We start from the raw sequence: 26,623 nt of genomic DNA, 5'->3' as shown, positions 1-26,623 counted from the left end.
CGTGAGGGGAATGCAGATGGCCAAGCGGCCAAGGGTGCTCGGGATCGTCCTGGCGGGAGGTGAGGGCAAGCGCCTGATGCCGCTCACCCTGGACCGGGCCAAGCCGGCGGTCCCGTTCGGCGGGGTACACCGGATGATCGACTTCGTGCTCTCCAACCTGGTCAACGGCGGGGTGCACAAGATTGCCGTGCTGACCCAGTACAAGTCGCACTCGCTGGACCGGCACATCTCCACCGCCTGGCGGCTGGCCTCGCTGACCGGCGGCTACGTCACGCCGGTGCCGGCCCAGCAGCGCCGCGGCCCGCACTGGTACCTGGGCAGCGCGGACGCGATCTACCAGAGCCTGAACCTGATCAACGACGAGTCACCCGACATCGTCGCCGTGTTCGGCGCGGACAACGTGTACCGGATGGACCCGTCGCAGATGATCGACCAGCACATCGAGTCCGGCGCCGGGGTGACCGTCGCCGGCATCCGGGTGAAGCGGTCCGAGGCGAGCGCGTTCGGAGTGATCCACACCGAGGACGGCACCACGATCTCGGAGTTCTTGGAGAAGCCGGCCGACCCGCCGGGGCTGCCGGACTCGCCGGACGAGTCGTACGTGTCCATGGGCAACTACGTGTTCACCACCGAGGCACTGCGGGAGGCGCTGGACCGGGACGCCGTCGATGCCGAGTCCCGCCACGACATGGGCGGCAACATCGTCCCGCAGCTGGTCGGGCGCGGTTTGGCGGCGGTGTACGACTTCAACGCCAACGTGGTGCCCGGCGAGACCGAGCGGGATCACGGCTACTGGCGCGACGTCGGCACGATCGACGCCTACTACGAGGCGCACCGCGACCTGATCTCCACGCACCCGATCTTCAACCTGTACAACGCGGACTGGCCGATCTTCGCGCTGCCCGCGCAGCGGCCGCCGGCCAAGTTCGTCAGCGGCGGCTCGGCCCAGGAGTCGATGGTCAGCGCCGGCTGCATCGTGTCCGGCTCGCAGGTGGTGCACTCGGTGCTCTCCCCCGGGGTGTACCTGGAGCAGGGCGCGGTGGTGCAGGAGTCGGTGCTGGCCGACGGCGTGCGGGTGGGCGCCGGCGCGGTGGTCCGCCGGGCGATCCTGGACAAGAACGTGGTGGTGCCGGCGGGCGCGCACCTCGGCGTCGACCTGGAGCGGGACCGGGACTCCTACCACGTGTCCGACGGCGGCGTGGTGGTACTCGGCAAGGGCACCGTCGCCCTGCGCTGATCCGGAAAGCCCGTGAGTGGCGAGTGGTTCCATGAGACCACTCGCCACTCACGACCGCGCCGGGTTCACCTCTTCTTGTTGACCTCGCGCGGCGGAGCCGTCCGGAGGCTCGGGCGGCGGTGCCGTCGACGTAGGCTGCCGGGCATGGGCAAGCACGGCTTCGGGATCGACATCGGTGGGTCCGGTATCAAGGGTGCGCCGGTCGACCTGCGCCGCGGCAAGCTGGCGGACGACCGGTTCCGGGTGCCGACCCCGCAGCCGGCCACCCCGGACGCGGTGGCGGCGACGGTGCGCGAGGTACTCGACCACTTCAAGTGGGACGGCGTGTTCGGCTGCACCTTCCCGGCCGTGGTGCAGCACGGTCTGGTGCGCACGGCGGCCAACGTGGACCCGGCGTGGATCGGCACCGACGCGCACAAGCTGCTGGGCAAGGCCACCGGGCGGGATGCGCTCGTGGTGAACGACGCGGACGCCGCCGGGCTCGCCGAGGTGCGGTTCGGCGCGGCCAAGGACCGGGACGGCGTGATTCTGGTGTCCACCCTCGGCACCGGGATCGGCTCGGCGCTGGTGATGGACGGGTGTCTGGTGCCGAACACCGAACTGGGTCACGTGGAGATCGACGGGCACGACGCCGAGTCGCGGGCCGCCGACTCCGCCCGCGAGCGCGAGGACCTGTCCTGGAAGAACTGGGCGGCCCGGCTGACCCGGTACTTCCAGCACATGGAGGCCCTGTTCTGGCCGGACCTGATCGTGGTCGGCGGCGGGGTGAGCAAGCAGGCCGACCAGTGGCTGCACCTGGTCGACGTGCGCACCGAGATGGTGCCGGCGAAGCTGCTCAACAACGCGGGGATCGTCGGCGCCGCGGTGTTGGCCGCCGAGCAGGGCGGCGGCAAGAGCTGAGGAGGCGGCACGAGACGGCGCTGGTCAGGCCGGGTGCACGATCGGCTCGCCGGCCAGTGGCACGCCGGTCTCCAGGCGGGCGAGGGTGGCGTCCATCGCCTCCAGGAAGCTGAGTCCGGGGGTCCGGTCGGACAGTGACTGAGCGGCGAGCCGGGCTCCCAGGATCACCCCGGCGCACAGCTGTACGTCGAAGTCGGACGGGTCGCGGCCGGTGGACCTGGCGACCTGCTCGGCGGCCCGCGCCACGGTGACGTCGTTGCGGTCGCGCAGCTCGGGCACGGTGCGGGCGATCTTCATCCGGAGCTCCTCGAGCTCGCGCTTCTCCGGTCCGAGCTGGTCGAACGTGGCGCGCAGGGCGGTGCGCAGCGCGACCAGCAGCGGGGTGCCGGCCGGCTGGGCGGCGAAAGCGGCGTCCCGCACCGCGTCCACATCGTCGTAGCGGACCACGTCCTCCTTGCTCGGGAAGTACCGGAAGAAGGTGGCCCGGGAGACCTCGGCGGCGGCGGCGATCTCGTCCACGGTGGTCCCCGCGTAGCCCTGGTCGCGGAACAGGCGCAGGGCGTGCCGCTGCAGATCGGCCCGGGTGCGCGCCTTCTTCCGTTCGCGCAGAGTCCTCATGCGGCTCAGTATGACACTCAGCCTCGAATGAGACGTAGTCAACTTTAAGACGTAGTCGCATTTTTGTTAGCCTGTGTCCATGCGCGAACAGGATGTACTGGTGGTTGGGGCCGGGCCCACCGGGCTGATGGCGGCGAGTCAGCTGGCTCGCTGGGGTGTCCGGGTCCGGGTGGTGGACGCCGCGGTGAACCCGTCCAGCGGGTCCCGGGGCAAGGGACTGCAACCTCGGACGCTGGAGATCCTGGACGGCCTGGGGGTGAGCGGGCGGCTGATTGCGACCGGCCGGTTCCGGCTGCCGATCCGGCGGCACGCCGCCGACGGCACCCACCAGGACGTCGATCCGCACCCCGGCGTCGAGCCCACCCCGGACAGCCCGTACGCCCGCACCCTGGTGATCCCGCAGTGGCGGGTCGAGGAGACGCTGCGCGAGCTGCTCTCCGGCCATGGCGTCGAGGTGGAGTGGGGCACCGAGGTGGTCGGGTTGGCGCAGTCCCCCGAGGGCGTGTCGGTGGAGCTGGCCGACGGGTCCCGGATCGCGGCGAGCTACGTGATCGGCTGCGACGGCGGGTCCAGCGCGGTACGGGAGCTGCTCGGTGTGTCGTTCCTCGGCAAGACCGACGAGGACGTGCGGATGCTGCTCGGCGACGTGGTGCTGGACGGGTTGGACCGCGACCACTGGCACATGTTCCTCGGGGCCACCGGGCGGATGCTCGCGCTGTGCCCGCTGCCGGCGACGGACACCTTCCAGTTCCAGGCACCGCTGCTGCCCGGTGATCCGGTCGAGCCGTCGCTGGACGCCTTCCAGGCCGTCGTCGACGAGGCGGTCGGTACCGGCAGGGTGCGGCTGCGCGGGGCGAGCTGGCTGTCCCGCTGGCGGCTCAACGTCCGGATGGTGGACCGGTACCGGGTCGGGCGGGTGTTCCTGGCCGGCGACGCCGCGCACGTGCACTCGCCGGCCGGTGGGCAGGGCATGAACACCGGTATCCAGGACGCCGCCAACCTCGGCTGGAAGCTGGCCCACGTGCTGGCCGGCGCGGACCCTGCGCTGCTGGACAGCTACGAGGCCGAGCGGCTGCCGGTGGCCGCCGGCGTGCTCGGGTTGTCCAGTCGGCTGTTGCGGGTCCCGATCGGCAGCCGCGGCGAGGCGGGCAAGGAGACGCTGCAACTGGGACTGAGCTACCGGGGCGGCCCACTGGCACCGGTGGCCTTCGAGGGGGAGGTCGCGGGGGGTCCGGCGGTTGGCTCGGTGGCTGGGGCGGCGGCTGGCCCGGTGGCTGGCGACCGTGCTCCGGACGCGCCGTGCGTGACGGTGACCGGCCGGCCGGTCCGGCTGTTCGACCTGCTGCGCGGGCCGCACTGGACGTTGCTCGGTTTCGACGTGCGGCCCGAGCAGCCCGCCGGCCCGGTCCGCGTCGTCGGCATCGGAACGGATGTGCTCGACAACGGCGGGCACGCCGCGCGGGCCTACACCGCCTCGGTCGGTGAGCTGGTGCTGATCAGGCCGGACGGCTACCTCGCGATCCGCACCAGCTCCGCCGCCGCGGTCGCCGACTACCTGAGCAAACTCGGCGTCGACAGGCTGGACTCACTCGGCGACTGAGGCAGTGGCTCGCACAGACGGTGTACCTGCCGCACAGATGCTGCAGCCTATGTACGGCCTACACCCGGTCTGTGCGGGCCGGGGATGGTATCTGGCTGTGCGTGTTCAGGTCAGTGTCCGGCGGGCTTGGTGCAGGTGTGCGCGCTCGGCGGTGTTCTCGGTCAGCGCGAGCGCGGTCTCGTAGGCCTGGGCCGACTCGCCGGTGCGGCCCAGCCGGCGGAGCAGGTCGGCGCGGACGGCGTGGAACAGGTGGTGGCCCGCCAACCCCGCGCCAGGCCCGGTGCCCGCGCCCGCCACCGAGCCGGGCTCGCGTCCCCTGTCGGACCGGGGGTCGAGGTCGTCGACCAGGGCGAGTGCGGCGGCGGGTCCGTCCACCTCGGCGACCGCGACCGCGCGGTGCAGTGCCGCCACCGGACTCGGGGCGAGCGCCAGGAGTTGGTCGTACAGCGCCACGATCTGCCGCCAGTCGGTGTCGGCGGCGACCGGCGCGTCGCTGTGCACGGCATTGATGGCCGCCTGGATCTGGTACGGGCCGGGCTGGTTGCGCCGCAGGCAGCGCCGGACGATCCGCTGGCCCTCGGTGATCAGCTCGCGGTCCCACCGGCCGCGGTCCTGCTCGGCGAGCCGCACGAGCTCGCCGCCCGGCCCGGTGCGGGTGGCCCGGCGCGAGTCGATGAGCAGCATCAGTGCGAGCAGCCCGAGCACCTCCGGTTCGTCCGGCATCAGCTCGGCGAGCAGCCGGCCGAGCCGGATGGCCTCGATGCACAGTTCGTCGCGGACCAGCCGGTCACCGGAGCTCGCCGTATAACCCTCGTTGAAGATCAGGTAGAGGACCGCGAGCACGGCGCGCAGCCGGTCTGGAAGGTCGGCGTCGGCGGGCACCCGGTACGGGATCCGGGCGTCCCTGATCTTCCCCTTGGCCCGGACCAGCCGCTGCGCCATGGTCGGCTCCGGGACCAGGAAGGCGCGCGCGATCTCGGCGGTGCTCAACCCGCCGAGCAGCCGCAGGGTCAGCGCGACCCGCGCGGCCGGACCGAGCGCCGGGTGACAGCAGGTGAAGATCAGCCGCAGTCGATCGTCGTACACCGGGCCCTCCTCGGTCAGGTGCCGCTCGGTGCGGGTGTACAGCTGGGCCGCCTCGGTGTGCCGGTCGTCCCGGGACGACTCCCGGCGCAGGCGGTCGACCGCCCGGTTGCGGGCCGTGGTGATGATCCAGCCGGCCGGGCTCGGCGGCAGGCCGGTGTCCGGCCAGCGCGCCGCGGCGGCGGCGAACGCTTCCTGGACCGCCTCCTCGGCGATGTCGATGTCGCCGAAGAGGCGGACCAGGACGGCCACCGAGCGACCGTGCTCCTCGCGGAACACCCGCTCGATCTCGGTACGGGGGAGCACCGGCGGGCCGGAGGCCGACGGGGCCGACGCCGCGCCCGGAGTCGGGCCGGCGGTCATTGGTCCAGTTCGCCCTGGAAGGGCCGCACCTCGATCGGCAGCGTGGTCGCCCTACTGGCCTTGCGGCCCCACTCGAGAGCCTCGTCCAGGTCGGCGGCCTTGATGATGCACAGCCCGCCCAGGTGCTCCTTGCCCTCCGCGAACGGCCCGTCCGTCAGCAGGGTCTCGTCGCCGGAGACCCGCACCACGGTGGCTGTGCCCGGCGGGTGCAGCCCACCGGCGAACACCCACGCGCCGGCGGAGCGGAGCTCCTGGTGCAGGACGTCGAGATCGCGCACGATCGCCTGCAACACTTCGGCGGGGGGCGGGTCGCCGTCCGGCTGAATCACGCTGAGCAGGTACTGCTTCATGTCGGATCCTCTCGAGTCGCGGCCGGCGGGCTGTCGGCCGCTCACCCTCTACACGAACGACCGAGGCCCGGATCGACAGCCGGCGAGGCGAAATCGGAAAAATCTGAGATCAGGCCGGCGTAGTGATTACGGGTTCACTAGTGGCGGAGGCGACGCCGAGGCAGCCGTGGGCCAGGCCGTCCAGCAGCTCGGCGAGGCGCCTCGGTGCCAGGCCGGCCCGGAAGAACAGTGTGGACTGTATCGCGCCGACCGCCGCGTGCACCGCGACCCGCAGTTCGGCGTCGGTCAGTTCGGGCCGCAGCGGCGCGAGCACGTGCACCCACTCCTCGAGGTAGAGCCGCTGCGCCCGGCGCAGCCTCCTGCGGTCGTCCTCGGGCAGGTTGTGCGCCTCCCGGTGGTACACGGCGAGCACGCTGCGGTCCTCGATGGCCACCTGGATGTGGTCTCTGACCAGCGCGGACAGGGCGCTCCGGTCGTCGGTGGCGCGGCCGGCGACGGCTGCCGCGCCGTCCTGCAGCCGACTCATCACCTGGTCCAGCAGGGCGACCAGGATGGCCGTCTTGCTGGCGAAGTGCCGGTACACGCCGGAGCCGACGATGCCGGCCTCGGCCCCGATGTCCGACATCGCGATGGTGTGGAAACCGCGCCGCGCGGCCAGTTCGGCGGCGGCGGACAGAATCCGTGCCTTGCGCTCCGGATCGCGCTGCCGCCGACGGCTCGGTGAGCCGGGGTGCTCGGGTGGGCTGGCCGCCATCTGGCCAGTATTGCACCTGATGAGATAGCGTCCTAGTGAACTGAGAGTCACATAGGAGCCGTCCGATGCCCGTGCTGACGTCACTGCTGGACACCACCGGCGATTCCTACCGCGCCAACCGTGCCGCCCAGCTGCAGGTGCTGGACCAGCTCACCGAACAGCTCGAGCTGGCCGCGGCGGGTGGCGGCGAACGTTATCAACAGCGCCACCGCGACCGGGGCCGGCTGCTCGCCAGGGAACGCATCGAGCTGCTGCTGGACCCGGACGGGCCGTTCCTGGAGCTGTCCAGCCTGGCCGCCTGGGGTACCGAGTTCACCGTCGGCGCCAGCGTGGTCACCGGCATCGGCGTGGTCTCCGGTGTGGAGTGCGTGATCATCGCCCACGACCCCACCGTGCGCGGCGGCGCGATGAACCCGTACTCGCTGCGCAAGACGCTGCGCGCGCTGGAGATAGCCAGGGTGAACCGGCTCCCGGTTGTCAACCTGGTCGAGTCCGGCGGTGCCGACCTGCCCACCCAGGCCGACCTGTTCGTGCCGGCCGGGCGGATCTTCCACGAGCTGACCGCGCTGTCCGCGGCCGCCGTACCCACCGTGGCGCTGGTGTTCGGCAACTCCACCGCCGGTGGGGCGTACGTACCGGGCATGTGCGACTACGCGGTACTGGTGGACCAGCAGGCCAAGGTGTTCCTGGGTGGCCCGCCGCTGGTCAAGATGGCCACCGGCGAGGTCGCCGACGACGAGGAGCTGGGCGGTGCGGACATGCACACCCGCGTCTCCGGGCTGGCCGACCACTTCGCCGTCGACGAGCTGGACGCGATCCGGCTCGGCCGCATGATCATGTCGCAGCTGAACTGGCACAAGCTCGGCCCGGCGCCCGCGCTGAACCCCGAGCCGCCGCGCTACGACCCGGACGAGATCCTCGGCATCGTCTCCGCCGACGGCAAGGTGCCGTTCGACCCGCGCGAGGTGCTCGCGCGCACCGTCGACGGCTCCGAGTTCGGCGAGTACAAGCCGCGCTACGGCACCGCGCTGGTCTGCGGCTGGGCGACCGTCCACGGTTATCCGGTCGGGGTGCTGGCCAACCACCGGGGCGTGCTGTTCAGCGAGGAGGCCAAAAAGGCCACCGAGTTCATCCTGCTGGCCAACCAGACCGACACACCGCTGGTCTTCCTGCAGAACACCACCGGCTACATGGTCGGCGCCAGCTACGAGCAGGGCGGCATCATCAAGGACGGCGCCAAGATGATCAACGCGGTTGCCAACAGCACGGTGCCGCACCTGACGGTCAACATGGCCTCCTCCTACGGCGCCGGCAACTACGGCATGTCCGGTCGGTCCTACGACCCGAGGCTGATGTTCGCCTGGCCCGGCGCCAAGCTGGCGGTGATGGGTGCCGCGCAGCTGGCCGGGGTGATGTCCATCGTCGGGCGGGCCTCGGCGGCGTCCTCCGGGCGGTCGTTCGACGAGCGGGCCGACGCCGAGCGGACCGCCGCGATCGAGGCGCAGATCGAGTCCGAGTCGCACTCGTTCTACGTCACCGCGCGGCTCTACGACGACGGCATCATCGACCCGCGCGACACCCGCACCGTGCTCGGCATCGGGCTGTCCGCCGCCTCTTCCAACACCGTCGCCGGCCGGCGCGGCTTCGGCGTCTTCCGGATGTGAGCACGATGATCACGAAACTGTTGGTGGCCAACCGGGGCGAGATCGCCGCCCGGGTGTTCCGCACCGCGCGGTCGCTCGGTATCGCGACGGTGGCGGTGTACTCCGACGCTGACGCCGACTCACCGTTCGTCGCACTGGCCGACGAGGCCGTCCGGCTGCCCGGCGTGAGCCCGGCCGACACGTACCTGCGCGCCGACGCGGTGCTGGCCGCCGCGGGGGCCACCGGGGCGGACGCGGTGCACCCCGGCTACGGCTTCCTGTCCGAGAACGCCGGGTTCGCCCGGTCCTGCGCTCACGCCGGGCTGACCTTCGTCGGGCCGTCGCCGGAGGCCATCGCCGCGATGGGCGACAAGGTGGCCGCCAAGGCGCTGATGGATGCCGCCGGGGTGCCGGTGCTGCCCGGCGCGGTGTTCGACCCCGACGGTGAGCTGGACGTCGCCGAACTGGCCGCCGCCGGCGCCGAGGTGGGTTTCCCGCTGCTGGTCAAGGCCGCGTTCGGCGGCGGCGGCCGGGGGATGCGGGTGGTGCACTCCGGCGCCGAGCTGGCCGACGCGGTGGACTCGGCGCGCCGTGAGGCGGCGTCCGCGTTCGGCGACGGCACGGTGTTCCTGGAGCGCTACGTGGCCGACCCCCGCCACGTCGAGGTGCAGATCCTCGGCGACAGCCACGGGGCCGTGGTGCACCTGTTCGAGCGGGAGTGCTCCATCCAGCGGCGGTACCAGAAGATCGTCGAGGAGGCGCCGTCGCCGGCGGTGGACGAGGCGCTGCGCGCGTCGCTCGGGGATGCCGCGGTGGCGGCCGGCAAGGCGATCGGCTACACCGGCGCGGGCACCGTGGAGTTCGTGCTCACGGCGGCCGGGGAGTTCTTCTTCCTCGAGGTGAACACCCGGCTGCAGGTGGAGCACCCGGTCACCGAGCTGATCACCGGACTGGACCTGGTGGAGCTGCAGCTGCGGATCGCCGAGGGGGAGGCGCTCCCGCCGGAGGTGCTCGGCGCGCGGATCGGTGGGCACGCCATCGAGGTGCGGCTCTACGCCGAGGACGTGCCGGCCGGGTACCTGCCCGCTACCGGCACGCTGCACGACTTCGCGGTGCCGCCCGGTCCCGGTATCCGGGTGGACGCCGGCGTGGCGCCGGGCTCGGTGGTCGGCCCGCACTACGACCCGATGCTGGCCAAGGTGATCGCGCACGGCCGCACCCGCGCCGACGCCGCCCGCCGGCTGGCCCGCGCGCTGGCCGGCGCCCGGATCCACGGCGTCACCACCAACCGCGACCTGCTGGTCACCATCCTGCGCGAGCCCGACTTCCTGGCCGGCCGCACCGACACCGGCTACCTCACCCGCCACGACCCCGTGAGTGGCGAGTGGTCCCCTGAGACGACTCGCCACTCACGGGTGCGCGCGGTGGCGGCGGCGCTCGCGGGGCAGGCGGCCAGCCGGGCGGCGGCGACCGTGCTGCCCGGTGTGCCGTCGGGGTGGCGCAACGTCGGCGGGGCCGGGCAGCGGGTGCGCTACGCCGAGGGGGAACAGACGTTGGAGGTGGTGTACCGGTTCGGCCGTGACGGGCTGCGGGTCACCGTCGACGGCGAGCCGGTCGGGGAGTCGGTGCGGCTGCTCGCGACGAGCCCGGACTCGGTGACCCTGGAGGTCGACGGGGTGCGCCGGGCGTACGCGGTGCACCGGGTGGACGGGGCCGGCGTCTGGGTGTACGTCGACGGCCCGGACGGGTCGAGCGCGCTACGCGAGGTGCCCCGGTTCCCCGACCCGACCGAGGCGGTGGCGGCCGGCTCGCTGCTCGCGCCGATGCCCGGTTCGGTGCTCCGGGTACTCGCCGAGGCCGGCGCCGAGGTGACGGCGGGTCAGCCGCTGGTCGTGCTGGAGGCGATGAAGATGGAGCACACCATCGCCGCCCCGCGCACCGGCACCCTGACCGAGCTCCCGGTGCGGGCCGGCGCGCAGGTCGACACCGGCCAGGTGCTGGCCGTGGTCACCGAGCCGGAGCCGGAACAGCACTAGCCGCTCAGCGGACCGGGGCGGCGTCGCGCGGCGGTAGCTGAGCGGCCGCCTGTTACCGAGCTGCACAGTAGGCACGTTTTCGCGTCGTTCAACCTGCACCGTGTGCAGCTCGGTAACAAGACCGAGCCCGCAGGTGGAAGTCGTTGTGCGCCTGGTAGATCGCGTCGGTGGACAGCCGCTTGTCGCCGAACGATGCCGCGACGGCGTTCGCGTGATCCGGCAGGTGGCGGTGAGCTTGCGGATGTCGACGGATTCTGACGACCGGGCTAAGTTACGTAGTTGTGCTAACTATCGACCTGGTGGTGCGGCGGTGACCGAGTTACTCGAGCCGTCCTCGGTTCGCGACGACCGGTACAAGTGGGTGGCGCTGTCCAACACCACACTCGGCGTGCTGATGAGCACGATGGACGGCTCGATCGTGATCATCGCGCTGCCGGCGATCTTCCGCGGCATCGGGCTGGATCCGCTGGACCCCGGCAACATCGGCTACCTGCTCTGGATGATCCTGGGTTACCTGCTGGTGCAGGCCGTCCTGGTGGTGGCGCTGGGTCGGCTCGGTGACATGTTCGGCCGGGTCAAGATGTACAACCGCGGCTTCATGATCTTCAGTGTGGCGTCCGTGGCGCTGTCGTTCGACCCGCTGCACGGGGGGCAGGGCGCACTGTGGCTGATCGGCTGGCGGGTGCTGCAGGCGGTCGGCGGCTCGATGCTCACCGCGAACTCGGCGGCCATCCTGACCGACGCGTTCCCGTCCGAGCAGCGCGGCATGGCGCTCGGGGTGAACCAGATCAGTGCGCTGGCCGGCCAGTTCCTCGGCCTGCTCGCCGGAGGCCTGCTCGCCGAGATCGACTGGCGGGCGGTGTTCTGGATCAGCGTGCCGTTCGGTCTGCTCGGCACCGTCTGGTCCTACCGCAGCCTGCGCGAGGTGAGCAGCCCGAGGGCGGCCCGGATCGACTGGCCGGGCAACATCACCTTCGCGGCCGGCGCCGGGATCATCCTGGCCTCGATCACCTACGGCATCCAGCCCTACGGCGGGCACTCCACCGGCTGGTCGAACCCCATGGTCCGCGGCGGTATCGCGGTCGGCGCGCTGCTGCTGGTGATCTTCGCGGTGATCGAGACCCGGGTGGCCGAGCCGATGTTCCGGCTGGGGCTGTTCAAGGTGCGCGCGTTCGCCGCCGGCAACCTGGCCGCCCTGCTCACCGCCATCGCCCGAGGCGGCCTGCAGTTCATGATGATCATTTGGTTGCAGGGCATCTGGCTGCCGCTGCACGGCTACAGCTTCGAGCAGACACCGCTGTGGGCCGGCATCTACATGTTGCCGCTGACCGCCGGTTTCCTGCTCGCCGGGCCGACCTCGGGCTTCCTGTCCGACCGGTTCGGCTCGCGGACGCTGGCCACCAGCGGGCTGCTGCTGATGGCCGGTGCGTTCCTCGGGCTGCAGGCGCTGCCGGTCGACTTCTCCTACCCGGTGTTCGCGACGCTGCTGGCACTGAGCGGTATCGGGCAGGGCATGTTCTCCGCGCCGAACACGTCCGGGGTGATGAGCAGCGTGCCGCCCGGGGAGCGCGGCGTCGCGTCCGGCATGCGGTCGACCTTCCAGAACTCGGGCACCGCGCTGTCCATCGGGGTGTTCTTCTCGCTCATGGTCGTCGGACTGGCCGGCACCCTGCCGCAGACCCTGTCGGCCGGGCTGCGAGCCCAGGGCGTGCCGGTCGCGGTCGCCGCCGACGTGGCCAACCTGCCGCCGGTGAGCACCCTGTTCGCAGCGTTCCTCGGCGCCAACCCGATCGCGCACCTGCTCGGCCCCAGCGGGGTGCTGCCCACGCTGCCGGCCGCCAACCGGGAGACCCTGACCGGAACTGAGTTCTTTCCTCAGTTGATCTCCGAGCCGTTCCACCACGGTCTGGTTACGGTGTTCACAGCGGCCGCCGTGATGGCGGTGATCTCCGCGCTCGCCTCGGTCTTCCGGGGTGGCGTGGTCCGCACCGAGACGCCCGACCCGAGCACCGAGACGCCCGACCCGAGCACCGAGACGCCCGACCCCAACACCGGGACACCAGACCCGAGCACCGAGAGGAACCAGTCATGAGCTCCCCCAACACGGACGGGCTGACGAACGCCATCGTCGCCGGCACGGTCACCATCAGCGGTCACGGCGGCGACCAGATCGAGGCCTACCTGGCCCGCCCGCTGGACGGCGGGTCCCGCGGCGGGGTGGTGGTGATCCACCACATGCCCGGCTACGACGCGTCGACCAAGGAGATCGTCCGCCGGTTCGCGGTGGAGGGCTACAACGCGCTGTGCCCGAACCTGTACGCCCGGGAGGCGCCCGGCGCCGACCCGGACGACGCGGCGGCCGCCGTGCGTGCGCTCGGCGGTGTGCCGGACGAGCGGCTGGTCGGCGACGTGTCCGGGGCATCGGTGCACCTGAAGGGTCTGGACGGCGCGAACGGCAAGATCGGCGTGATCGGCTACTGCTCGGGCGGGCGGCACACGTTCCTGGCCGCCTGCTCGCTGCCGGTGGATGCGGCCGTCGACTGCTACGGCGCCTTCGTCGTGGAGGACCCGCCGGAGGGCATGCCCAAGCACATGCAGCCGATCCTGCACCTGGCGCCGAACCTGAGCGCACCGCTGCTGGGGCTGTTCGGCAAGGACGACAGGTTCCCGGACCAGGACTCGGTGGCGGCGCTGGACGCCGAGCTGAGCAAGCTGGACAAGCCGCACGAGTTCCACAGCTACGAGGGCACCGGGCACTCGTTCTTCTCCGTCGACCGGCCCGCCTACCGGCCGGAGGCCGCGGTGGACGGCTGGAGCAAGATCCTCGACTTCTTCGGCACCAACCTGTCCGCCTGAGGAGGCCGCCATGTGCACCTACCTGACCGAGAAGATCTCTGTCGACGGCAGTGCCAAGGGCGCGCGGGGCTGGTTCGGCGCCCAGGAGGCGACCGTCTACGTGGACCACCCGGTGCACGCCCAGTACGGGCACACGGTCAACATCGACGTGCTCAACCCGGCGCTCGGCCCGTCCGCCCGGGTCGCGCTCGAGCTCACCGAGGAGACCGCGCTCGCGCTGGCCGAGGCGATCCAGCGCGCCATCGGCTCCGCGCCACCCGGCCTGGCGTCGAAGGACCAGTAGCCGCGCCTGGCCCGCCGCACACCCCCTTTGTGCGCCGCGCACCCACTGCAACGGGTGTGCGGCGTACAGCACGGGTGTGCGGCGTACAGCACGGGTGTGCGGCCGAGAGCGGCGGCCCCTGGGTTACGGGGTGACCAGGTGGGCGGCCACGGCGGGGTGGGCGCGCAGGGTCGCCGCGTCGACGAACCGGGTCGCGGCGATCCCCACGCGGCGGGCGCCGGCGACGTTGGGCTCGTTGTCGTCGATGAACAGGCACTGCTCGGGCCGCAGACCGAAGCGCTCCAGTGCCAGCTCGTAGATCCGGGGCTCGGGCTTGACCAGGCCGACCTCGCCGGAGACGACCACCGCGCCGTCGAACACGCCGAGTAGCGGGAACCGCTCACGGGCCAGCGGGAACGTCTCGGCCGACCAGTTGGTGATCGCGTAGAGCGCCGCACCCGCGGCGCGCAGCTCGCCGACCAGGCCTTCCATGCCCGGGATGAGGCCGCCCAGCATCTCCTCCCAGCGCCGCCAGTAGGCGTGGATGTACGGGGCCCAGTCCGGGTGTTGCTCGGTTCGCTCGCGGACCGCCTGCTCGAAGGGGCGGCCGCGGTCGATCTCGAGGTTCCACGCGGGCGGGCACACCACGGTCAGGAAGTGCTCGCGGCGGGCGGGGTCGGCGATGAGCGTGTCGAACAGGTACCGGGGGTTCCAGTCGATCAGGACACCGCCGAGATCGAAGATCAACACTGGGCGATCGGCCCCCGGGGTACTCACGCCGTGCCGCGGCCGGCGAGCGCGGCGTGCACGGCGGTGGCCATCGCCTCGCCCAGGGTCACCGGCACGGCGTTGCCGAGTTGGCGCATCTGCTCGCCGCGCGGGCCGGCCAGCCACCAGTTGTCCGGGAAGGTCATGATCCGGGCCACCTCGCGCACCGTCAGGTACCGGACCGTACCGTCGTCGCGGCGCAGCACGGACTCCCCGCCGGGCACCCCGTGCACCCCGGCCTTGACAGTCTTGGCCGGGCGGTCCAGCTCGTTCGGGGTGTGGCCGCGGTAGACCCGGGCGCCGGGCCAGCCGTAGTGGTGCAGCCAGTCCGGGTGCTCGACGCGGTCCTCGAACGGTTCCGGCGGCTCGGGCAGGTCGGCGATGGCATCCCGCACGGTGCGCCACGCGGCCAGCTCGCTCGTCGACCCGTTCGCCGACCCGGCGCCACCGGGCTGTTGGGTATAGGTGCGCAGAGCAAAGGGCGGTCCGTCCGGCAGCCGGTGCCGCGCCCAGTAGGACCCGTCGGCCTGGGTGGCGGCCAGCGCGGCCTCGGAGTGCGTCGGGGTGGGCGGGCGCCAGTCGGTCAACCCGAGGTCACGGCGGAAGGCCACCACGAACACCCGCTGCCGGACCTGCGGCACCCCGTAGTCGGCGGCGTTGACCGGCAGGCACCACACGTCGTAGCGCTCCGCGGGGTCGACCCGGTCCCGGTCCAGTGACTTCGTCAGCCGGCGGTCGTGGTCCCGCCAGTCCTCGCCGTCCACCCGCCGCTCGAACGGCAGCGCGAGCTCGCGCAGGATGTAGGAGTAGTACGGCTGGAAGGACGGCCGAAGCAGCCCCCGGACGTTCTCCGCGAGCACCGCCTTCGGCCGGGTCTCCCGCACGCAGCGGAACAGCTCCGGCCACAGGTTGCGCTGGTCGTCCCAGCCGCGGTGCGCGCCGCCGAGGCTCCACGGCTGACAGGGCACACCGCCGGCCACCACGTCCACCCGCTCCGCCAGCGGCGTGAAGTCGAGCGCCCGCACGTCACCGGGCACCAGCGGCCAACCGTCCGGGGCGTCAGGCCGGCTCGCGGCACCATTGACCCGCAGCGTCTCGCAGGGCCGCCGCTCCAGTTCGTTGACCAGCAGGTGACGGAACCCGGCCCGGTGCATGGCAAGCGCCAACCCGCCGCCGCCGCTGAACAGCTCCACACTGCTGGGCCCAGCGGTGTGGGGCCCAGCGGTGTTGAGCTCGGGGACGGCCACGACGGGACCTTAGCTGCCGCCCGGCCGGTCGCATTGACCCCGCGCTCGACACCCCACCATGATGATGAAACCCGCCCAGCGTGAGGTGGGAGGTAGCCCAGCACCGGGGCTGGGCGCGGGAGGTGCGCTAGATGGCGGCGGTAGAAACGGTCCGGGGTCCGGTCGAGCTGGACAGGCTGGGCACGACGCTCATGCACGAGCACGTCTTCGTACTCACCGCGGATGTGATGCAGAACTACGGCCAGCACTGGTGGGACGAGGACGAACGCGTTGCCGACGCGGTGGCCAAGCTCGGCAAGCTCAAGGCCGCCGGCGTCGACACCATCGTCGACCCGACCGTCGTCGGACTGGGTCGCTACATCCCACGCGTGCAGCGGGTCAACGCCGATGTGGACATCAACATCATCGCCGCCACCGGGCTCTACACCTTCGACCACATCCCGCACTTCTTCCACTACCGCGGCCCGGACACCCTGCTCGGCGGGCCGGAGCTGATGACCGAGATGTTCGTCGGCGACATCCGCGAGGGCATCAGCGGTACCAGCGTCAAGGCCGCGTTCCTCAAGTGTGTGGTGGAGGAGGCGGGGCTCACCCCGGACCAGACCCGGGTACAGACGGCGATCTGCGAGACGCACCAGGAGACCGGCGTCCCGATCACCGTGCACACCAACGCCGCCCACCAGACCGGCCGGCTCGCGCTGGACTTCTACGCCAAGCACAACGTGGACCTCACCAAGGTGGTCGTCGGGCACGCCGGGGACAGCAACGACACCGGCTATCTCAAGTGGATCATGGATCAGGGCGCGTCGATCGGCTGTGACCGCTTCGGCCTGGACATGTACAACCCCACCGCGGACCGGATCGCCACCATCGTCGCGCTGTGCGCGCAGGGCTACGCGGACCGGATCGTGCTCGGCCACGACGCCGCCTGCTACATGGACTTCTTCTCCGGTGAGGCGTCCCAGCAGATGCTGAAGGCGGCCGCCCCGAACTGGCACTACCGCCACATCAGCAACGACGTGCTGCCCGCACTGCGCGAGCAGGGTGTGGCCGAGGACCAGATCCACACCATGCTGGTGGACAACCCGAGGCGTTACTTCACGGCGGCGGGGTGAGTCCGGTGGGTTCGGCCGGCCCGGAGGCGGCCCGGTCCGTGCCGCGCGGCAACGCGCCCTTCGACTCGGCCGGGATCACCCGGGACGACCGGGGCCTCGCGCACTACACCGGTCTGCCGTCCTCGCTGGTGGAGATGTTCCGCGTCAGCGTGGAGCGGTCGCCGGACGCCGAGGCGCTGGTCGAGGTCGGCCGCCCGGACTCGGATCGGCTGAGCTATCGACAGCTGTGGGACCGGGCCGCCAGCGTGGCCGGCGGACTGGCCGACGCCGGGGTCGGCCGGGGCGACCGGGTGGCCAACCTGCTGCCGGCCGGGATCGACTGGGTGCTCGGTTTCCTCGGCACCCAGCTGGCCGGTGCGGTGGCGGTGCCGGTGAACACCCGGTTCGCCGAGCCGGAGATCGAGTACGTGCTGTCGGACTCCGGCGCGGCGGTGGTGCTGCGCCCCGGAGAGCCGCTGCCGGAGGGGCCGCACCAGGCGGCGGAGCACCTCGAGCACGGCGACCTGGCCGCGATCTTCTACACCAGCGGCACGACCGGGTTCCCCAAGGGTGCGATGACCACCCAGGAGAACTTCCTGTCCAACGTCGAGACCGCGCTGCGGGTGATCGAGGTGGACCGCTCGACCGGTGCCGAGCAGCGCGGGTTGATCTCGGTGCCGCTGTTCCACGTCACCGGCTGCAACAGCCAGCTGCTGGTGCACCTGGCACTCGGCGGCACCACGGTGGTACTGCCGACCTTCAACGTGCAGCAGTTCCTGCGGACCGTGGTGGACGAGCGGATCAACCTGTTGACCACCGTGCCGGCGATCTACGCGCTGGCCATGGCACAGCCGAACTTCGGCGACTTCGATGTGACCGCCGTCCGCAGGCTGTCCTACGGCGGAGCCCCGATCGCGCCGGACCTGGTACACCGGATCATGCGGGGGTTCCCGAACGCCCGGGTCGGCAACGGCTTCGGGCTCACCGAGACGGCCTCGATCTCGACGTACCTGCCGCACGAGTGGGCCGCCGAGCACGCCGACTCGGTGGGGTTCGCCGCGCCGGTGGTGGACCTCGCGGTCGATGCGCCGGACGGTGCCGGCGTCGGCGAGCTGCTCATCCGGGGGCCGAACGTGGTGCCCGGGTACTGGAACAAGCCGGACGCCAGCAGGGACACCTTCGTCGACGGCTGGCTGCGCACCGGTGACCTGGCCCGGATCGACGGTGAAGGCCTGGTGTACGTGGTGGACCGGGCCAAGGACATGATCAACCGGGGTGGCGAGAACGTCTACTCGGTCGAGGTGGAGAACGCGCTGGCCGGAGCGCCCGGGGTGGTCGACGCGGCGGTGGTGGGGGTGCCGGACCCGGTGATGGGCGAGAAGGTGGGCGCGGTGGTGGTGGCCGCGCCGGGCGGCACCGTCGACGCCGGTGAGGTGCTGGCCTACCTCGGCGATCGGCTCGCGGACTTCAAGATCCCGCAGTTCGTCGTGGTGCGCGAGGATCCGCTGCCCCGCAACCCGGGCGGCAAGATCCTCAAGCGCCAGCTGCGCGAGCAGACCGACTGGGGCACCCCGCTGCGTGGCCGTTGACCTACCACCCCCGCGAGTGGCGAGGCTGGACAAGCTGGTTTCGGGCCTGTGCGGTCTGTTCGGTCATTCTCGGTCCCCAGCATTGGCTCCCCGACGAACTTAGGTTAGCCTAACCCCTCGGCTGGGGAATCGTTTTCTCCGGCAGGTGGGGGGTGGAGTGTCGGAAGGGGTAGCCGCGCTGAAGTCAGGGCTGACCCTTCCGACACTTCGATTCGCGCCGGTCAGTCGGACTGGATGACCGAGTCCAGGTTGCCGAGCACGCCGTCGTAGATCCGGCGCAGGCCGGCCGGGGCGAAGGTGCGCTCGAAGAATCCGCCGATACCACCGGCACCGTTCCAGGTGGTGTGCACCTCGACGGTGCTGTGCCCGCCGTCGGCCGGGCTGACCGTCCAGGTGGTGACCATGCTGGAGTTCTGGTCGGACTCGACCAGCGCGCCGTCGGCCTCGCTGACCTCGACGAGCTGGTCGCGCACCCGCTTCTCGGTGGCCGCGAGCTTCCAGTGCACCAGGCTGCCGGCGCCGTGCCCGCCACCCTTGAGCTGGTAGTCGCTGTAGTGGTCGGTGAGGATCTTCGGCCGGGTGCTCTGGTAGTCGGCGATCGCGGTGCGGACCTGCTCGACCGGCCCGTGGATCACCCGCTGCGCGGTGACGGTTACCTGTGCCATGTGCCCATAGTGCCGACCCCGGTGACCAGCCTGCGCAGCGCCCACTCGAACTCCTCGCTCAGGTCGCACAGACCGGGTGCCGGCGGCACAGAGGCTGCAGGGTCTGTGCGGTTCGTAGCGGGTCTGTGTGGCGCGTGGATCGGGCTGGCCGCGCGGCTAGATTGTTCTAGAACTGTTGACGCCAGATGTGGTACACCTGGGACTACACAGTTCTAGAACAGTGAGGGTGGGTATGACTCAGGCGGGGAGTGCGGTCAAAGGGGCGGACGCCCGTGATCCGGGACGTTCGGGGCGGTTCGGCGAGTTCGGCGGCCGGTACGTGCCGGAGTCGCTGGTGCCGGCGTGCGAGGAGGTCGAGCGGGCGTTCCGGGCGGCCTGGGCGGATCCGTCCTTCCACGCCGAGCTGGACCGGGTGCTGTCCGTCTACGCCGGGCGGCCGACCGCGCTGACCCCGTCGACGCGGCTGTCGGCCGAGCTGGGCGTCACCCTGCTGCTCAAGCGTGAAGACCTCATGCACACCGGATCCCACAAGATCAATAATGCGCTGGGGCAGGCGTTGCTGGCCAAGCGGATGGGCAAACAGCGGCTGATTGCGGAGACCGGCGCGGGCCAGCACGGCGTCGCCACCGCGACCGCGGCCGCGCTGCTGGGCATGCGGGCCACGGTGTTCATGGGGGAGCGGGACATCGAGCGGCAGCGGCTCAACGTCTTCCGCATGGAGATGCTCGGCGCGGAGGTGGTGCCGGTCAGCTCGGGCAGCCGCACCCTGAAGGACGCGTGCAGTGAGGCGCTACGGCACTGGGTGGCCTCGGTCGAGGAGGGGTTCTACTGCCTGGGCTCGGTGCTCGGGCCGCACCCGTATCCCTGGATGGTGCGTGAGCTGCAGCGGGTCATCGGTGACGAGGCGCGGAGCCAGTGCGCCGCCGAGCTGCCCGCCGGGGTGCCGGACTACGTGGTCGCCTGTGTGGGCGGCGGGTCGAACGCGGCCGGGACGTTCGCCGGTTTCCTCGACACCCCGGCGCGGCTGGTCGGCGTCGAGGCCGAGGGTGGGGCGGCGCTGACCTTCGGTGCGGTCGGCGTGCTGCACGGGTTCCGGTCGATGGTGCTGCAGGACGAGCACGGCCAGATCACCGAGGCGCACTCGATCTCGGCGGGGCTGGACTACCCCGGGGTCGGCCCTGAGCACGCCTACCTCGCCGACCTCGGTCGGGCCCGCTACGTGACGGTGAACGACGCGGAGGTCGTCGCCGCGGTCCACCGGCTGGCCAGGGCCGAGGGGATCCTGTGCGCGCTGGAGTCCGCGCACGCCGTCGCGTGGGTGCTGCGCGCGGCGGCCAGCGGCGAGATCCCGGCCGGGTCGACGGTGCTGCTCACCTTGTCCGGCCGCGGCGACAAGGACATGTCGACCCTGATGGAGGTGTCATGACCACTGGGATGAACACCGTGCTGAGCTCCCTGGAGACCACCACGAGGGCGACCCGGGACGCGGGGCGTAAGGTCCTGGCCGCGTACGTGACCGGTGGCATCACCGAGAACTGGACCGACTACCTGCGCGCGAGCGAGCAGGCCGGCGCCGACGTGCTGGAGATCGGGCTGCCGTTCTCCGACCCGATGCTCGACGGCCCGACCATCCAGCGGGCCTCGGACCGGGCGCTGAGCAGGGGAGCCACCGTCGGCCGGATCCTCGACGACGTCGCGGCGCTCGAGCTGTCCGTGCCGCTGGTCGCGATGACCTACGCGAACCTGGTCTTCCACGACGGCCCGGACCGGTTCTGCGGTGCCCTGCGCGACGCGGGCGTGACCGGGCTGATCGTGCCCGACGTGCCGGTCGACGAGGTGGCACCGCTCTCCGGGGCGGCGCGGCGGCACGGCGTCGACCTCGTGCTGCTCGCCGCCCCCTCGACCAGTTCGGAACGGCGGCGGGAGATCGCACGCCGCAGTCGGGGCTTCGTGTACGCGGTGAGCCTGATGGGCACCACCGGCGAACGGACCGAGCTGCACGACTCCGGACCCGAGCTGGCGCGCTCGCTCACCCAGCTCACCGACCTGCCGGTGCTGCTCGGCTTCGGTGTCTCCAGCCCGGAGCACGCGGCCACCGCGGCGCGCTCCGCGGACGGTGTCGTGGTCGCGTCCGCCCTGATGCGTAGGGTGCTCGACGGGGCCGGGGCGACGGAGATCGGCGCCCGCGTGGCGCGGATGCGTGCGGCGTTGGACTCCACCGGCGGCTGATGGGGCAAGGGTGAACGGCAGCGAGCGACGGCGACCCAAGTACGCCGCCATCGCCGAGGACCTGGACGCCAAGATCAAGTCGGAGCTCTACGAGCCAGGTCAGCCGCTACCCGCCCAACGGGAGCTGAGCGCCGCGTACGGGGTCACGTTGATGACCTTGCGGCAGGCGCTGCAACTGCTGACCGAGCGGGGGCTGGTCAGCCAGCAGGCGGGACGGGGCACCTTCGTCGCCGCGCCGAAGGCCAGCTACAGCCTCGGTTCGATGCAGAGCCTGGCCGACGATCTCCGCGCCCAGGGCCACGCGGTCGAGACGGCGCTGCTCGGCCGGAGCCGGCGCCGCCCGCCGCGCCGGGTGGCCGACCAGCTCGGGGTCGACCCGGCCGTACCGGCACTGCGCATCGAACGCCTGCGCCGGCTCGACGGCACCCCGGCGATCCACCAGGTGTCCTGGGTCCCGGCGGTGCTCGCCGACGCACTCTCGGACGTCGACTTCACCGCGACCCCGCTGTACAGCGCCCTGGCCGCGGCGGGAGTCGTCGTGCAGAGCGCCCGCGAACGGCTGAGCCCCGGTGTCCTCACCGCGCCGTTGGCCAAGCACCTCGGGCAGCCGGCGGGCACACCGGTATTTCTCAGTGACCGGGTCACCCTCGGGCTCGGCGACAGCGCCGTGGTGTTCGACCGCGCCACCATCCTGGGTGAGCTCGTCGAGATCAGGACCGTGCGGGCCGCGACCTCGCTCTCCATGCACTGGACGAGTCAGCGCCCGTGAGCGGGACGCCGCAGCCGCAGCTGTGCCGGTGCTCCAGTGACGCGGGCAGACGGACGATCTCCCGGCTGGCCAGTGGGTCGTCGAGGCGGCGGGTCAGCAGCTGGACCGCGCGGGCGCCGATCGCGTGGAACGGCTGGGCGGCGGCGGTCAGCGGCGGGCTCATTGCCTCCGCCCACTCCAGGTCGTCGAAGGCCACCAGGGCGATGTCCCGGCCGACGGCCAGGTTCTCCTCGCGCAACGCCAGCAACGCCCCGATGGTCATCGCGTTGTTCGCGGCGAACAGTGCGGTGGGCCGAGGCTCGCGGCGGAGCAGGCGCAGCGCGGCCCGCCGGCCGCCAGGCACCGAGGAATCGCCGTCAACCATCAGCTCGGGGTGCAGCCCCAGCCCGAGGGTCCGGTGGGCCCGCTGGTAGCCGCGCACGCGCTCGACGCTGGTGGACAGGCCGGGCAGCCCGACCAGCATGCCGATCCGACTGTGCCCGATCTTGATCAAGTGCTCCACGAGTCGGCAGGCCGCCGCCTCGCTGTCCGTACCGACCTGGTCGCACGGCACCTCGGCGAACCGGTCGACCAGCACGAACGGGGTGTTGTGCCGGTGCAGCAACGGCAGCGTGAGCCGCTCCCAACCCCGGGTGGGGGCCAGCACGATGCCGTCCACCCGCCGCGACTGCAGCAGCGCGACCGCGTCCCGCTCGGTGTCCGCCTCGTCGTGGGTGTCGCAGAACAGCATGGCGTAGCCGGCCCGGCGGGCCTCCGACTCGACGCCCAGGATCAGCTCGGCCAGATACGGGTTGGACGCTCCGGTCAGTGCCAGCCCGATGGTCGGGCCGGTCGGGGCCTCGCGTCGCAACCGCATCGCGTAGCCGAGACCGACGGCGGCCTGCTCCACCCGGATCCGGGTCTCCTCGGCAACGAAGCGGGTCGCGTTGAGCACGTGCGAGACGGTGCTGACCGAGACGCCGGCCGCCTGGGCCACGTCGGCCATCCGAATTCGTTTCGCCGCGCCCACGCTCACTTCTTCCAACCGAATACCCGCGACAGCACTGTCCGGGTCTCCGCCGGGTCGATCACGTCGTCGATCTCGAACGCGGCGGCCGTGCTCAATGCCTTGCCGTGCTGGTAAGCGCGTTCGACCAGTTCGGTGTAGCGGGTGTGCCGGGCCTTCGGGTCGTCGATCGCGTTCAGTTCGGCACGGTAGCCCAGCTGGACCGAGCCCTCCAGCCCCATGCCGCCGAACTCGCCGGTCGGCCAGGCCGCCATCAGCAGCGGCGCCCGGAAACTGCCGCCGGTCATGGCCATCGCGCCCAGCCCGTAACCCTTGCGCAGCACCACGGCACACAGCGGCGAGCGCAGCTGCGCGCCGGCCACGAACATCGCCCCGAACCGCCGCACGGTCGCCGTGGTCTCGGCGTCCGGGCCGACCATGAACCCCGGGGTGTCGCACAGCGAGACGACCGGCAGCCGGTATGCGTCGCAGATGCCCAGGAACCGGGTGACCTTGTCGGCGGCCTCGGCGTCGATCGCGCCGCCGAGGTGGGTCGGGTCGTTGGCGATCACGGCGACCGGGTGGCCCTCGATCCGGGCGAACGCGGTCAGGATGCCGACGCCGTACCGGGCGCGCAGCTCCAGCACGCTGCCGGTGTCGAACAGGGTGTCCAGCACCGGGCGGATCGGGTAGCTGCGCACCCGGTTCTCCGGGATCAGGTGGCGCAGCCGGCGCTGGTCGGCGCACTCCCAGCCGGCGGCCGGCCCGGCGTCCGGGCCGCCGAGGTAGGCCAGGTACTGGCGCGCGGCGGCGACCGCGGCCGCGTCGTCGGCCACCAGCAGGTCCACCACACCGTTCGGCACCTGTACCGACATCGGCCCGACGGCACCCGGTTCCACGTCGCCCAGTCCGCCGCCGGAGATCATCGTCGGACCGCCCATGCCGAGGCTGGCTTCCTCGGTGGCGATCAGTACGTCGCACACCCCGGCCAGTGCGGCGTTGCCGGCGAAGCAGTAGCCGCTGACCACCGCGACCGTGGGTACCTGGCCGACCAGCTCGGCGGCCAGCCGGAACGTCGACACATCCAGCCCGGTGAATCCGGGCTGGTCGGTGTCACCCGGGCGCCCGCCGCCGCCCTCGGCGAACATCACCACCGGCAGTCGCTGGCGGTGCGCCAACTCCAGCAGCCGGTCGGTCTTGCGGTGGTTCTGCACGCCCTGGGTGCCGGCCAGCACCGTGTAGTCGTAGGACAGCACCGCGCAGCGCAGTCCGCCGATCACGCCGGTGCCGGCGACCAGGCCGTCCGCCGGGGTCCGGGCGATCAGGTCGGGGACCGTGCGCCGGCGGCGTTGCGCGGCGATGGCCAGTGCGCCGTACTCGGTGAACGTGCCCGGGTCGCACAGCTGCGCCAGGTTCTCCCGGGCGGTGCGCCGGCCGCTGTCGTGCCGCCGCGCCACCGCCTCCGGTCGGCCCTCGTCCAGCCCGACGTGGTGGCGGTGGCGCGCCTCCGCCAGGTCCGGGCGGATCCGGTCCAGGTCCTCGGTGGCGGCATCGGCCAGGTCGCCGTCGGTGCGCTCGGCGGGGTCGGTGCTCAGCAGCGGGGTGCCCTCGGCGACCGCGTCGCCGACGGTCACCAGCACCTCCCGCACGGTGACCGGGCCGGCCGCGCGCACCTCGTGCTCCATCTTCATCGACTCGAGCACGACCAGGGTGCCGCCGCCACCCCGGTGCTCGCCGGGCGCCACCGGCAGCTCCACCACGACGCCGGCCAGCGGGGCGGTGACGGTGCCCTCGGGGTACGCCGTCTCGGGGTTCTCGTTTTCCGGCGTGGCGGCGGTGTCCGGTGTGCCGGTGGTGCGCGGTGCGCCGGTGGTGTGCGGTGCGCCGGTGGTGTGCGGTGCGTCGTACCGGTCTCCGGCGGCCAGCAGCTCGGTCAGGTGCTCGTCGACGAAACCGGTGTGCAGGGCGCCGTTGCCGATCCCCGGGTGGGCCAGCAGCGCGCGCAGCAGGCCGAGGTTCGTCGCGGTGCCGACCACCTCGAACCCGGCCAGCGCATGCCCGGCCAGCGCGGCTACCCGGGCCAGCCCGGCCTGGTCGGCGCCGGCGCCCGGGTCGGAGACGATCACCTTGGCCAGCAGCGAGTCGTAGCGCGGGCTCACCTCGCGGCCGGTGCCGGCGTGCGTGTCCACCCGCACCCCGCGCCCGGTGGGTGGCGCGAAGCGGGTCAGGGTGCCGCCGGCCGGGTGCACCGAGCCGTCCGCGCCGAGCGTCTCGGCGTTCACCCTGGCCTGCACCGCGATGCCCCTGGCCACCGGCGGGTGCTCCGGATCCAGGCTCAGCTCGGCCAGAGTCGCGCCGCCGGCCACCCGCAGCTGCAGTTCCACCAGGTCCAGCCCGGTGACCTCCTCGGTGACCGTGTGCTCCACCTGCAGCCTGGCGTTGACCTCGAGGAACACCATCTCGTCCCCGGTCACCAGGAACTCCGCGGTGGCCAGCCCGAGCCGGTCGGCGGCCCGGCCCAGGCGCACCGCGGCGTCGCGCAGCCCGGTGCGGGCCGCCGCGGTCAGGCCGGGGGCCGGCGCGATCTCGAGCAGCTTCTGGCGGCGCCGCTGCACACTGCAGTCCCGCTCGCCCAGCGCGATCACCGTGCCCTCGGCGTCACCGAGCAGCTGCACCTCGACGTGCCGGGCGCCGGGCAGCAGCCGCTCCAGGTACAGCCCGCCGTCGCCGAAGCTGTGCACCGCCTCCGAGCGGCAGCGGTCGAGTGCTTCGGCCAGCTCGTCGGGCCCGTGCACCGGTCGGATGCCCCGGCCGCCGCCACCCGCCACCGCCTTGACCAGCATTGCTCCGCCGGCGCCCAGCGAGGCGAGGAACTCCTGGGCGGTGGCCAGGTCGGTGGCCGGGTCGGCGCCGGTGAGTACGTCGGTACCGGCCAGCACGTCGACGCCCACCTCCGCCGCGAGCTGTCGCGCCCTGGCCTTGTCGCCGAATAGCGCCAGCGTCTCCGGGGACGGCCCGACGAACGTCAGCCCAGCCTTGCCGCAGGCCGCCGCGAAGTCCGCCCGCTCGGACAGGAACCCGTAACCCGGGTGCACCGCGTCGCAGCCGGAGTCGACCGCGGCCGTCACCAGGGCGGCGATGTCCAGGTAGGCGGCCGGGCCGGTGGCTGCCAGCGCGACCGCGCGGTCCGCCCTCCTCGGGTGCTCCGCGTCGGCCTCGTCGGCGGCATACACCGCGACGGTGGGCAGCCCGAGCGCGGCGGCCGTGTGCAGGATCCGGACGGCGATCTCGCCCCGGTTGGCCACCAGGAGTCGGGTGACGGGCACTGTCGCGGGTCCTCCTCGAACACACCAGGGCATTGCGGCGGACTGTACCCGCGGGCCGGAGACTTGGCCGGTAGATCGTCCGGCGGCCGAGGGGTCCGGCCGCGGTCCGTCGGACGGAATCCGCGACTCGCGCTGACGAATTCCGCTGCGCCACTCGATGTGCTGAGAGGCCCGACTCGGTGTGCTGAGAGCCCCGACTCGCGGGAGTGCTCGCACGGCGGCCGGCGGCCGGCCGGCCGGTCAGTGTGG

At 72.2% G+C, this 26,623-nt stretch carries 22 protein-coding genes; 13 read left to right on the top strand and 9 right to left on the bottom strand.

Going from position 1 to position 26,623, the window contains the following annotated elements:
• The first annotated feature begins 16 nt into the window (after positions 1-16).
• Together glgC and ppgK are read left to right on the top strand one after the other, a co-directional pair.
• Positions 17-1,237, top strand: a complete 1,221-nt coding sequence (gene glgC / locus ACTXG6_RS02400; RefSeq protein WP_445186115.1) for a glucose-1-phosphate adenylyltransferase — start codon at positions 17-19, stop codon at positions 1,235-1,237.
• A 144-nt stretch (positions 1,238-1,381) separates the two neighbouring features.
• The gene (gene ppgK / locus ACTXG6_RS02395) at positions 1,382-2,137 is read left to right on the top strand and encodes a polyphosphate--glucose phosphotransferase (protein ID WP_445186114.1); all 756 of its coding nucleotides are present in this window, start codon (positions 1,382-1,384) and stop codon (positions 2,135-2,137) included.
• A gap of 24 nt (positions 2,138-2,161) precedes the next feature.
• Here the strand turns inward: ppgK and ACTXG6_RS02390 are convergent, their stop codons facing one another.
• The gene (locus ACTXG6_RS02390) at positions 2,162-2,755 is read right to left on the bottom strand and encodes a TetR family transcriptional regulator (protein ID WP_445186113.1); all 594 of its coding nucleotides are present in this window, start codon (positions 2,753-2,755) and stop codon (positions 2,162-2,164) included.
• 79 nt (positions 2,756-2,834) lie between these two features.
• Here ACTXG6_RS02390 and ACTXG6_RS02385 point away from each other — a divergent pair, with 79 nt between their 5' ends.
• Complete coding sequence (locus tag ACTXG6_RS02385) at positions 2,835-4,355, top strand: FAD-dependent monooxygenase (protein WP_445186112.1); 1,521 nt, start codon at positions 2,835-2,837, stop codon at positions 4,353-4,355.
• 105 nt (positions 4,356-4,460) lie between these two features.
• Here ACTXG6_RS02385 and ACTXG6_RS02380 read toward each other — a convergent pair whose 3' ends face one another.
• The 3 genes from ACTXG6_RS02380 to ACTXG6_RS02370 form a co-directional block, all read right to left on the bottom strand.
• Complete coding sequence (locus ACTXG6_RS02380; RefSeq protein WP_445186111.1) at positions 4,461-5,801, bottom strand: RNA polymerase sigma factor; 1,341 nt, start codon at positions 5,799-5,801, stop codon at positions 4,461-4,463.
• On the bottom strand, positions 5,798-6,151 hold the full coding sequence (locus ACTXG6_RS02375) for a YciI family protein (protein WP_445186110.1): 354 nt from the start codon (positions 6,149-6,151) through the stop codon (positions 5,798-5,800). The genes ACTXG6_RS02380 and ACTXG6_RS02375 overlap by 4 nt, the downstream gene beginning before the upstream one ends.
• 109 nt (positions 6,152-6,260) lie before the next feature.
• On the bottom strand, positions 6,261-6,905 hold the full coding sequence (locus ACTXG6_RS02370; protein WP_445186109.1) for a TetR/AcrR family transcriptional regulator: 645 nt from the start codon (positions 6,903-6,905) through the stop codon (positions 6,261-6,263).
• 65 nt (positions 6,906-6,970) lie between these two features.
• Between ACTXG6_RS02370 and ACTXG6_RS02365 the strand changes: the two genes are divergently transcribed.
• The 5 genes from ACTXG6_RS02365 (at position 6,971) to ACTXG6_RS02345 (ending at position 13,723) form a co-directional block, all read left to right on the top strand.
• Positions 6,971-8,569: an acyl-CoA carboxylase subunit beta gene (locus ACTXG6_RS02365; protein WP_445186108.1), complete on the top strand. Its 1,599-nt coding sequence runs from the start codon at positions 6,971-6,973 to the stop codon at positions 8,567-8,569.
• 5 nt (positions 8,570-8,574) lie between these two features.
• Positions 8,575-10,584: an ATP-binding protein gene (locus tag ACTXG6_RS02360; RefSeq protein WP_445186107.1), complete on the top strand. Its 2,010-nt coding sequence runs from the start codon at positions 8,575-8,577 to the stop codon at positions 10,582-10,584.
• A gap of 310 nt (positions 10,585-10,894) precedes the next feature.
• A complete protein-coding gene (locus tag ACTXG6_RS02355; protein WP_445186106.1) occupies positions 10,895-12,676 on the top strand; it encodes an MFS transporter in 1,782 nt (593 codons plus the stop codon).
• 20 nt (positions 12,677-12,696) lie between these two features.
• Entirely contained in the window at positions 12,697-13,440 is a 744-nt protein-coding gene (locus ACTXG6_RS02350; protein WP_445190327.1) for a dienelactone hydrolase family protein, read from the top strand.
• 10 nt (positions 13,441-13,450) lie between these two features.
• Positions 13,451-13,723: a DUF6295 family protein gene (locus ACTXG6_RS02345; RefSeq protein ID WP_445186105.1), complete on the top strand. Its 273-nt coding sequence runs from the start codon at positions 13,451-13,453 to the stop codon at positions 13,721-13,723.
• 123 nt (positions 13,724-13,846) lie between these two features.
• On the opposite strand, the gene ACTXG6_RS02340 is transcribed toward ACTXG6_RS02345, so the two are convergent.
• Complete coding sequence (locus ACTXG6_RS02340; protein WP_445186104.1) at positions 13,847-14,452, bottom strand: HAD family hydrolase; 606 nt, start codon at positions 14,450-14,452, stop codon at positions 13,847-13,849.
• Between the two features lie 23 nt (positions 14,453-14,475).
• On the bottom strand, positions 14,476-15,717 hold the full coding sequence (locus ACTXG6_RS02335) for a DNA cytosine methyltransferase (RefSeq protein WP_445186103.1): 1,242 nt from the start codon (positions 15,715-15,717) through the stop codon (positions 14,476-14,478).
• Positions 15,718-15,848: 131 nt separating this feature from the next.
• On the opposite strand from ACTXG6_RS02335, the gene ACTXG6_RS02330 reads away from it, so the two are divergent.
• Positions 15,849-16,832, top strand: coding sequence for a phosphotriesterase family protein (locus ACTXG6_RS02330; protein ID WP_445186102.1), 984 nt, complete (start codon positions 15,849-15,851; stop codon positions 16,830-16,832).
• 5 nt (positions 16,833-16,837) lie between these two features.
• Positions 16,838-18,400, top strand: coding sequence for a class I adenylate-forming enzyme family protein (locus ACTXG6_RS02325; protein WP_445186101.1), 1,563 nt, complete (start codon positions 16,838-16,840; stop codon positions 18,398-18,400).
• Between the two features lie 221 nt (positions 18,401-18,621).
• On the opposite strand, the gene ACTXG6_RS02320 is transcribed toward ACTXG6_RS02325, so the two are convergent.
• Positions 18,622-19,065 (bottom strand): SRPBCC family protein, encoded by a 444-nt coding sequence (locus ACTXG6_RS02320; RefSeq protein ID WP_445186100.1) that lies wholly within the window; start codon positions 19,063-19,065, stop codon positions 18,622-18,624.
• Positions 19,066-19,297: 232 nt separating this feature from the next.
• Here ACTXG6_RS02320 and trpB point away from each other — a divergent pair, with 232 nt between their 5' ends.
• The 3 genes from trpB to ACTXG6_RS02305 are packed head-to-tail and all read left to right on the top strand — an operon-like array spanning position 19,298 to position 22,063.
• Positions 19,298-20,491, top strand: a complete 1,194-nt coding sequence (gene trpB, locus ACTXG6_RS02315) for a tryptophan synthase subunit beta (RefSeq protein ID WP_445186099.1) — start codon at positions 19,298-19,300, stop codon at positions 20,489-20,491.
• Positions 20,488-21,294 carry a tryptophan synthase subunit alpha gene (trpA, locus tag ACTXG6_RS02310; protein ID WP_445186098.1) on the top strand — a complete coding sequence of 269 codons (807 nt, stop codon included), beginning with the start codon at positions 20,488-20,490 and terminating at the stop codon, positions 21,292-21,294. The genes trpB and trpA overlap by 4 nt, the downstream gene beginning before the upstream one ends.
• 10 nt (positions 21,295-21,304) lie before the next feature.
• Positions 21,305-22,063, top strand: coding sequence for a GntR family transcriptional regulator (locus ACTXG6_RS02305; RefSeq protein ID WP_445186097.1), 759 nt, complete (start codon positions 21,305-21,307; stop codon positions 22,061-22,063).
• On the opposite strand, the gene ACTXG6_RS02300 is transcribed toward ACTXG6_RS02305, so the two are convergent.
• Both ACTXG6_RS02300 and ACTXG6_RS02295 read right to left on the bottom strand, forming a co-directional pair.
• Positions 22,005-23,048 carry a LacI family DNA-binding transcriptional regulator gene (locus ACTXG6_RS02300; protein ID WP_445186096.1) on the bottom strand — a complete coding sequence of 348 codons (1,044 nt, stop codon included), beginning with the start codon at positions 23,046-23,048 and terminating at the stop codon, positions 22,005-22,007. The two genes, ACTXG6_RS02305 and ACTXG6_RS02300, sit on opposite strands and share 59 nt — an antisense overlap.
• 26 nt (positions 23,049-23,074) lie before the next feature.
• A complete protein-coding gene (locus ACTXG6_RS02295) occupies positions 23,075-26,374 on the bottom strand; it encodes a carboxyl transferase domain-containing protein (protein WP_445186095.1) in 3,300 nt (1,099 codons plus the stop codon).
• Between the last annotated feature and the right edge of the window lie 249 nt (positions 26,375-26,623).

The organism is Pseudonocardia sp. Cha107L01, from assembly GCF_052566575.1.
This window is presented reverse-complemented; position numbering and strand designations above follow the sequence as displayed.

Excerpts from the sequence above, each read along its gene's own strand:
- glgC (WP_445186115.1), top strand. The coding sequence starts at position 17 with ATGGCCAAGCGGCCAAGGGTGCTCGGGATCGTCCTGGCGGGAGGTGAG.
- ppgK (WP_445186114.1), top strand. The coding sequence starts at position 1,382 with ATGGGCAAGCACGGCTTCGGGATCGACATCGGTGGGTCCGGTATCAAG.
- ACTXG6_RS02390 (WP_445186113.1), bottom strand. The coding sequence starts at position 2,755 with ATGAGGACTCTGCGCGAACGGAAGAAGGCGCGCACCCGGGCCGATCTG.
- ACTXG6_RS02385 (WP_445186112.1), top strand. The coding sequence starts at position 2,835 with ATGCGCGAACAGGATGTACTGGTGGTTGGGGCCGGGCCCACCGGGCTG.
- ACTXG6_RS02380 (WP_445186111.1), bottom strand. The coding sequence starts at position 5,801 with ATGACCGCCGGCCCGACTCCGGGCGCGGCGTCGGCCCCGTCGGCCTCC.
- ACTXG6_RS02375 (WP_445186110.1), bottom strand. The coding sequence starts at position 6,151 with ATGAAGCAGTACCTGCTCAGCGTGATTCAGCCGGACGGCGACCCGCCC.
- ACTXG6_RS02370 (WP_445186109.1), bottom strand. The coding sequence starts at position 6,905 with ATGGCGGCCAGCCCACCCGAGCACCCCGGCTCACCGAGCCGTCGGCGG.
- ACTXG6_RS02365 (WP_445186108.1), top strand. The coding sequence starts at position 6,971 with ATGCCCGTGCTGACGTCACTGCTGGACACCACCGGCGATTCCTACCGC.
- ACTXG6_RS02360 (WP_445186107.1), top strand. The coding sequence starts at position 8,575 with ATGATCACGAAACTGTTGGTGGCCAACCGGGGCGAGATCGCCGCCCGG.
- ACTXG6_RS02345 (WP_445186105.1), top strand. The coding sequence starts at position 13,451 with ATGTGCACCTACCTGACCGAGAAGATCTCTGTCGACGGCAGTGCCAAG.
- ACTXG6_RS02330 (WP_445186102.1), top strand. The coding sequence starts at position 15,849 with ATGGCGGCGGTAGAAACGGTCCGGGGTCCGGTCGAGCTGGACAGGCTG.
- ACTXG6_RS02320 (WP_445186100.1), bottom strand. The coding sequence starts at position 19,065 with ATGGCACAGGTAACCGTCACCGCGCAGCGGGTGATCCACGGGCCGGTC.
- trpB (WP_445186099.1), top strand. The coding sequence starts at position 19,298 with ATGACTCAGGCGGGGAGTGCGGTCAAAGGGGCGGACGCCCGTGATCCG.
- trpA (WP_445186098.1), top strand. The coding sequence starts at position 20,488 with ATGACCACTGGGATGAACACCGTGCTGAGCTCCCTGGAGACCACCACG.
- ACTXG6_RS02300 (WP_445186096.1), bottom strand. The coding sequence starts at position 23,048 with ATGGCCGACGTGGCCCAGGCGGCCGGCGTCTCGGTCAGCACCGTCTCG.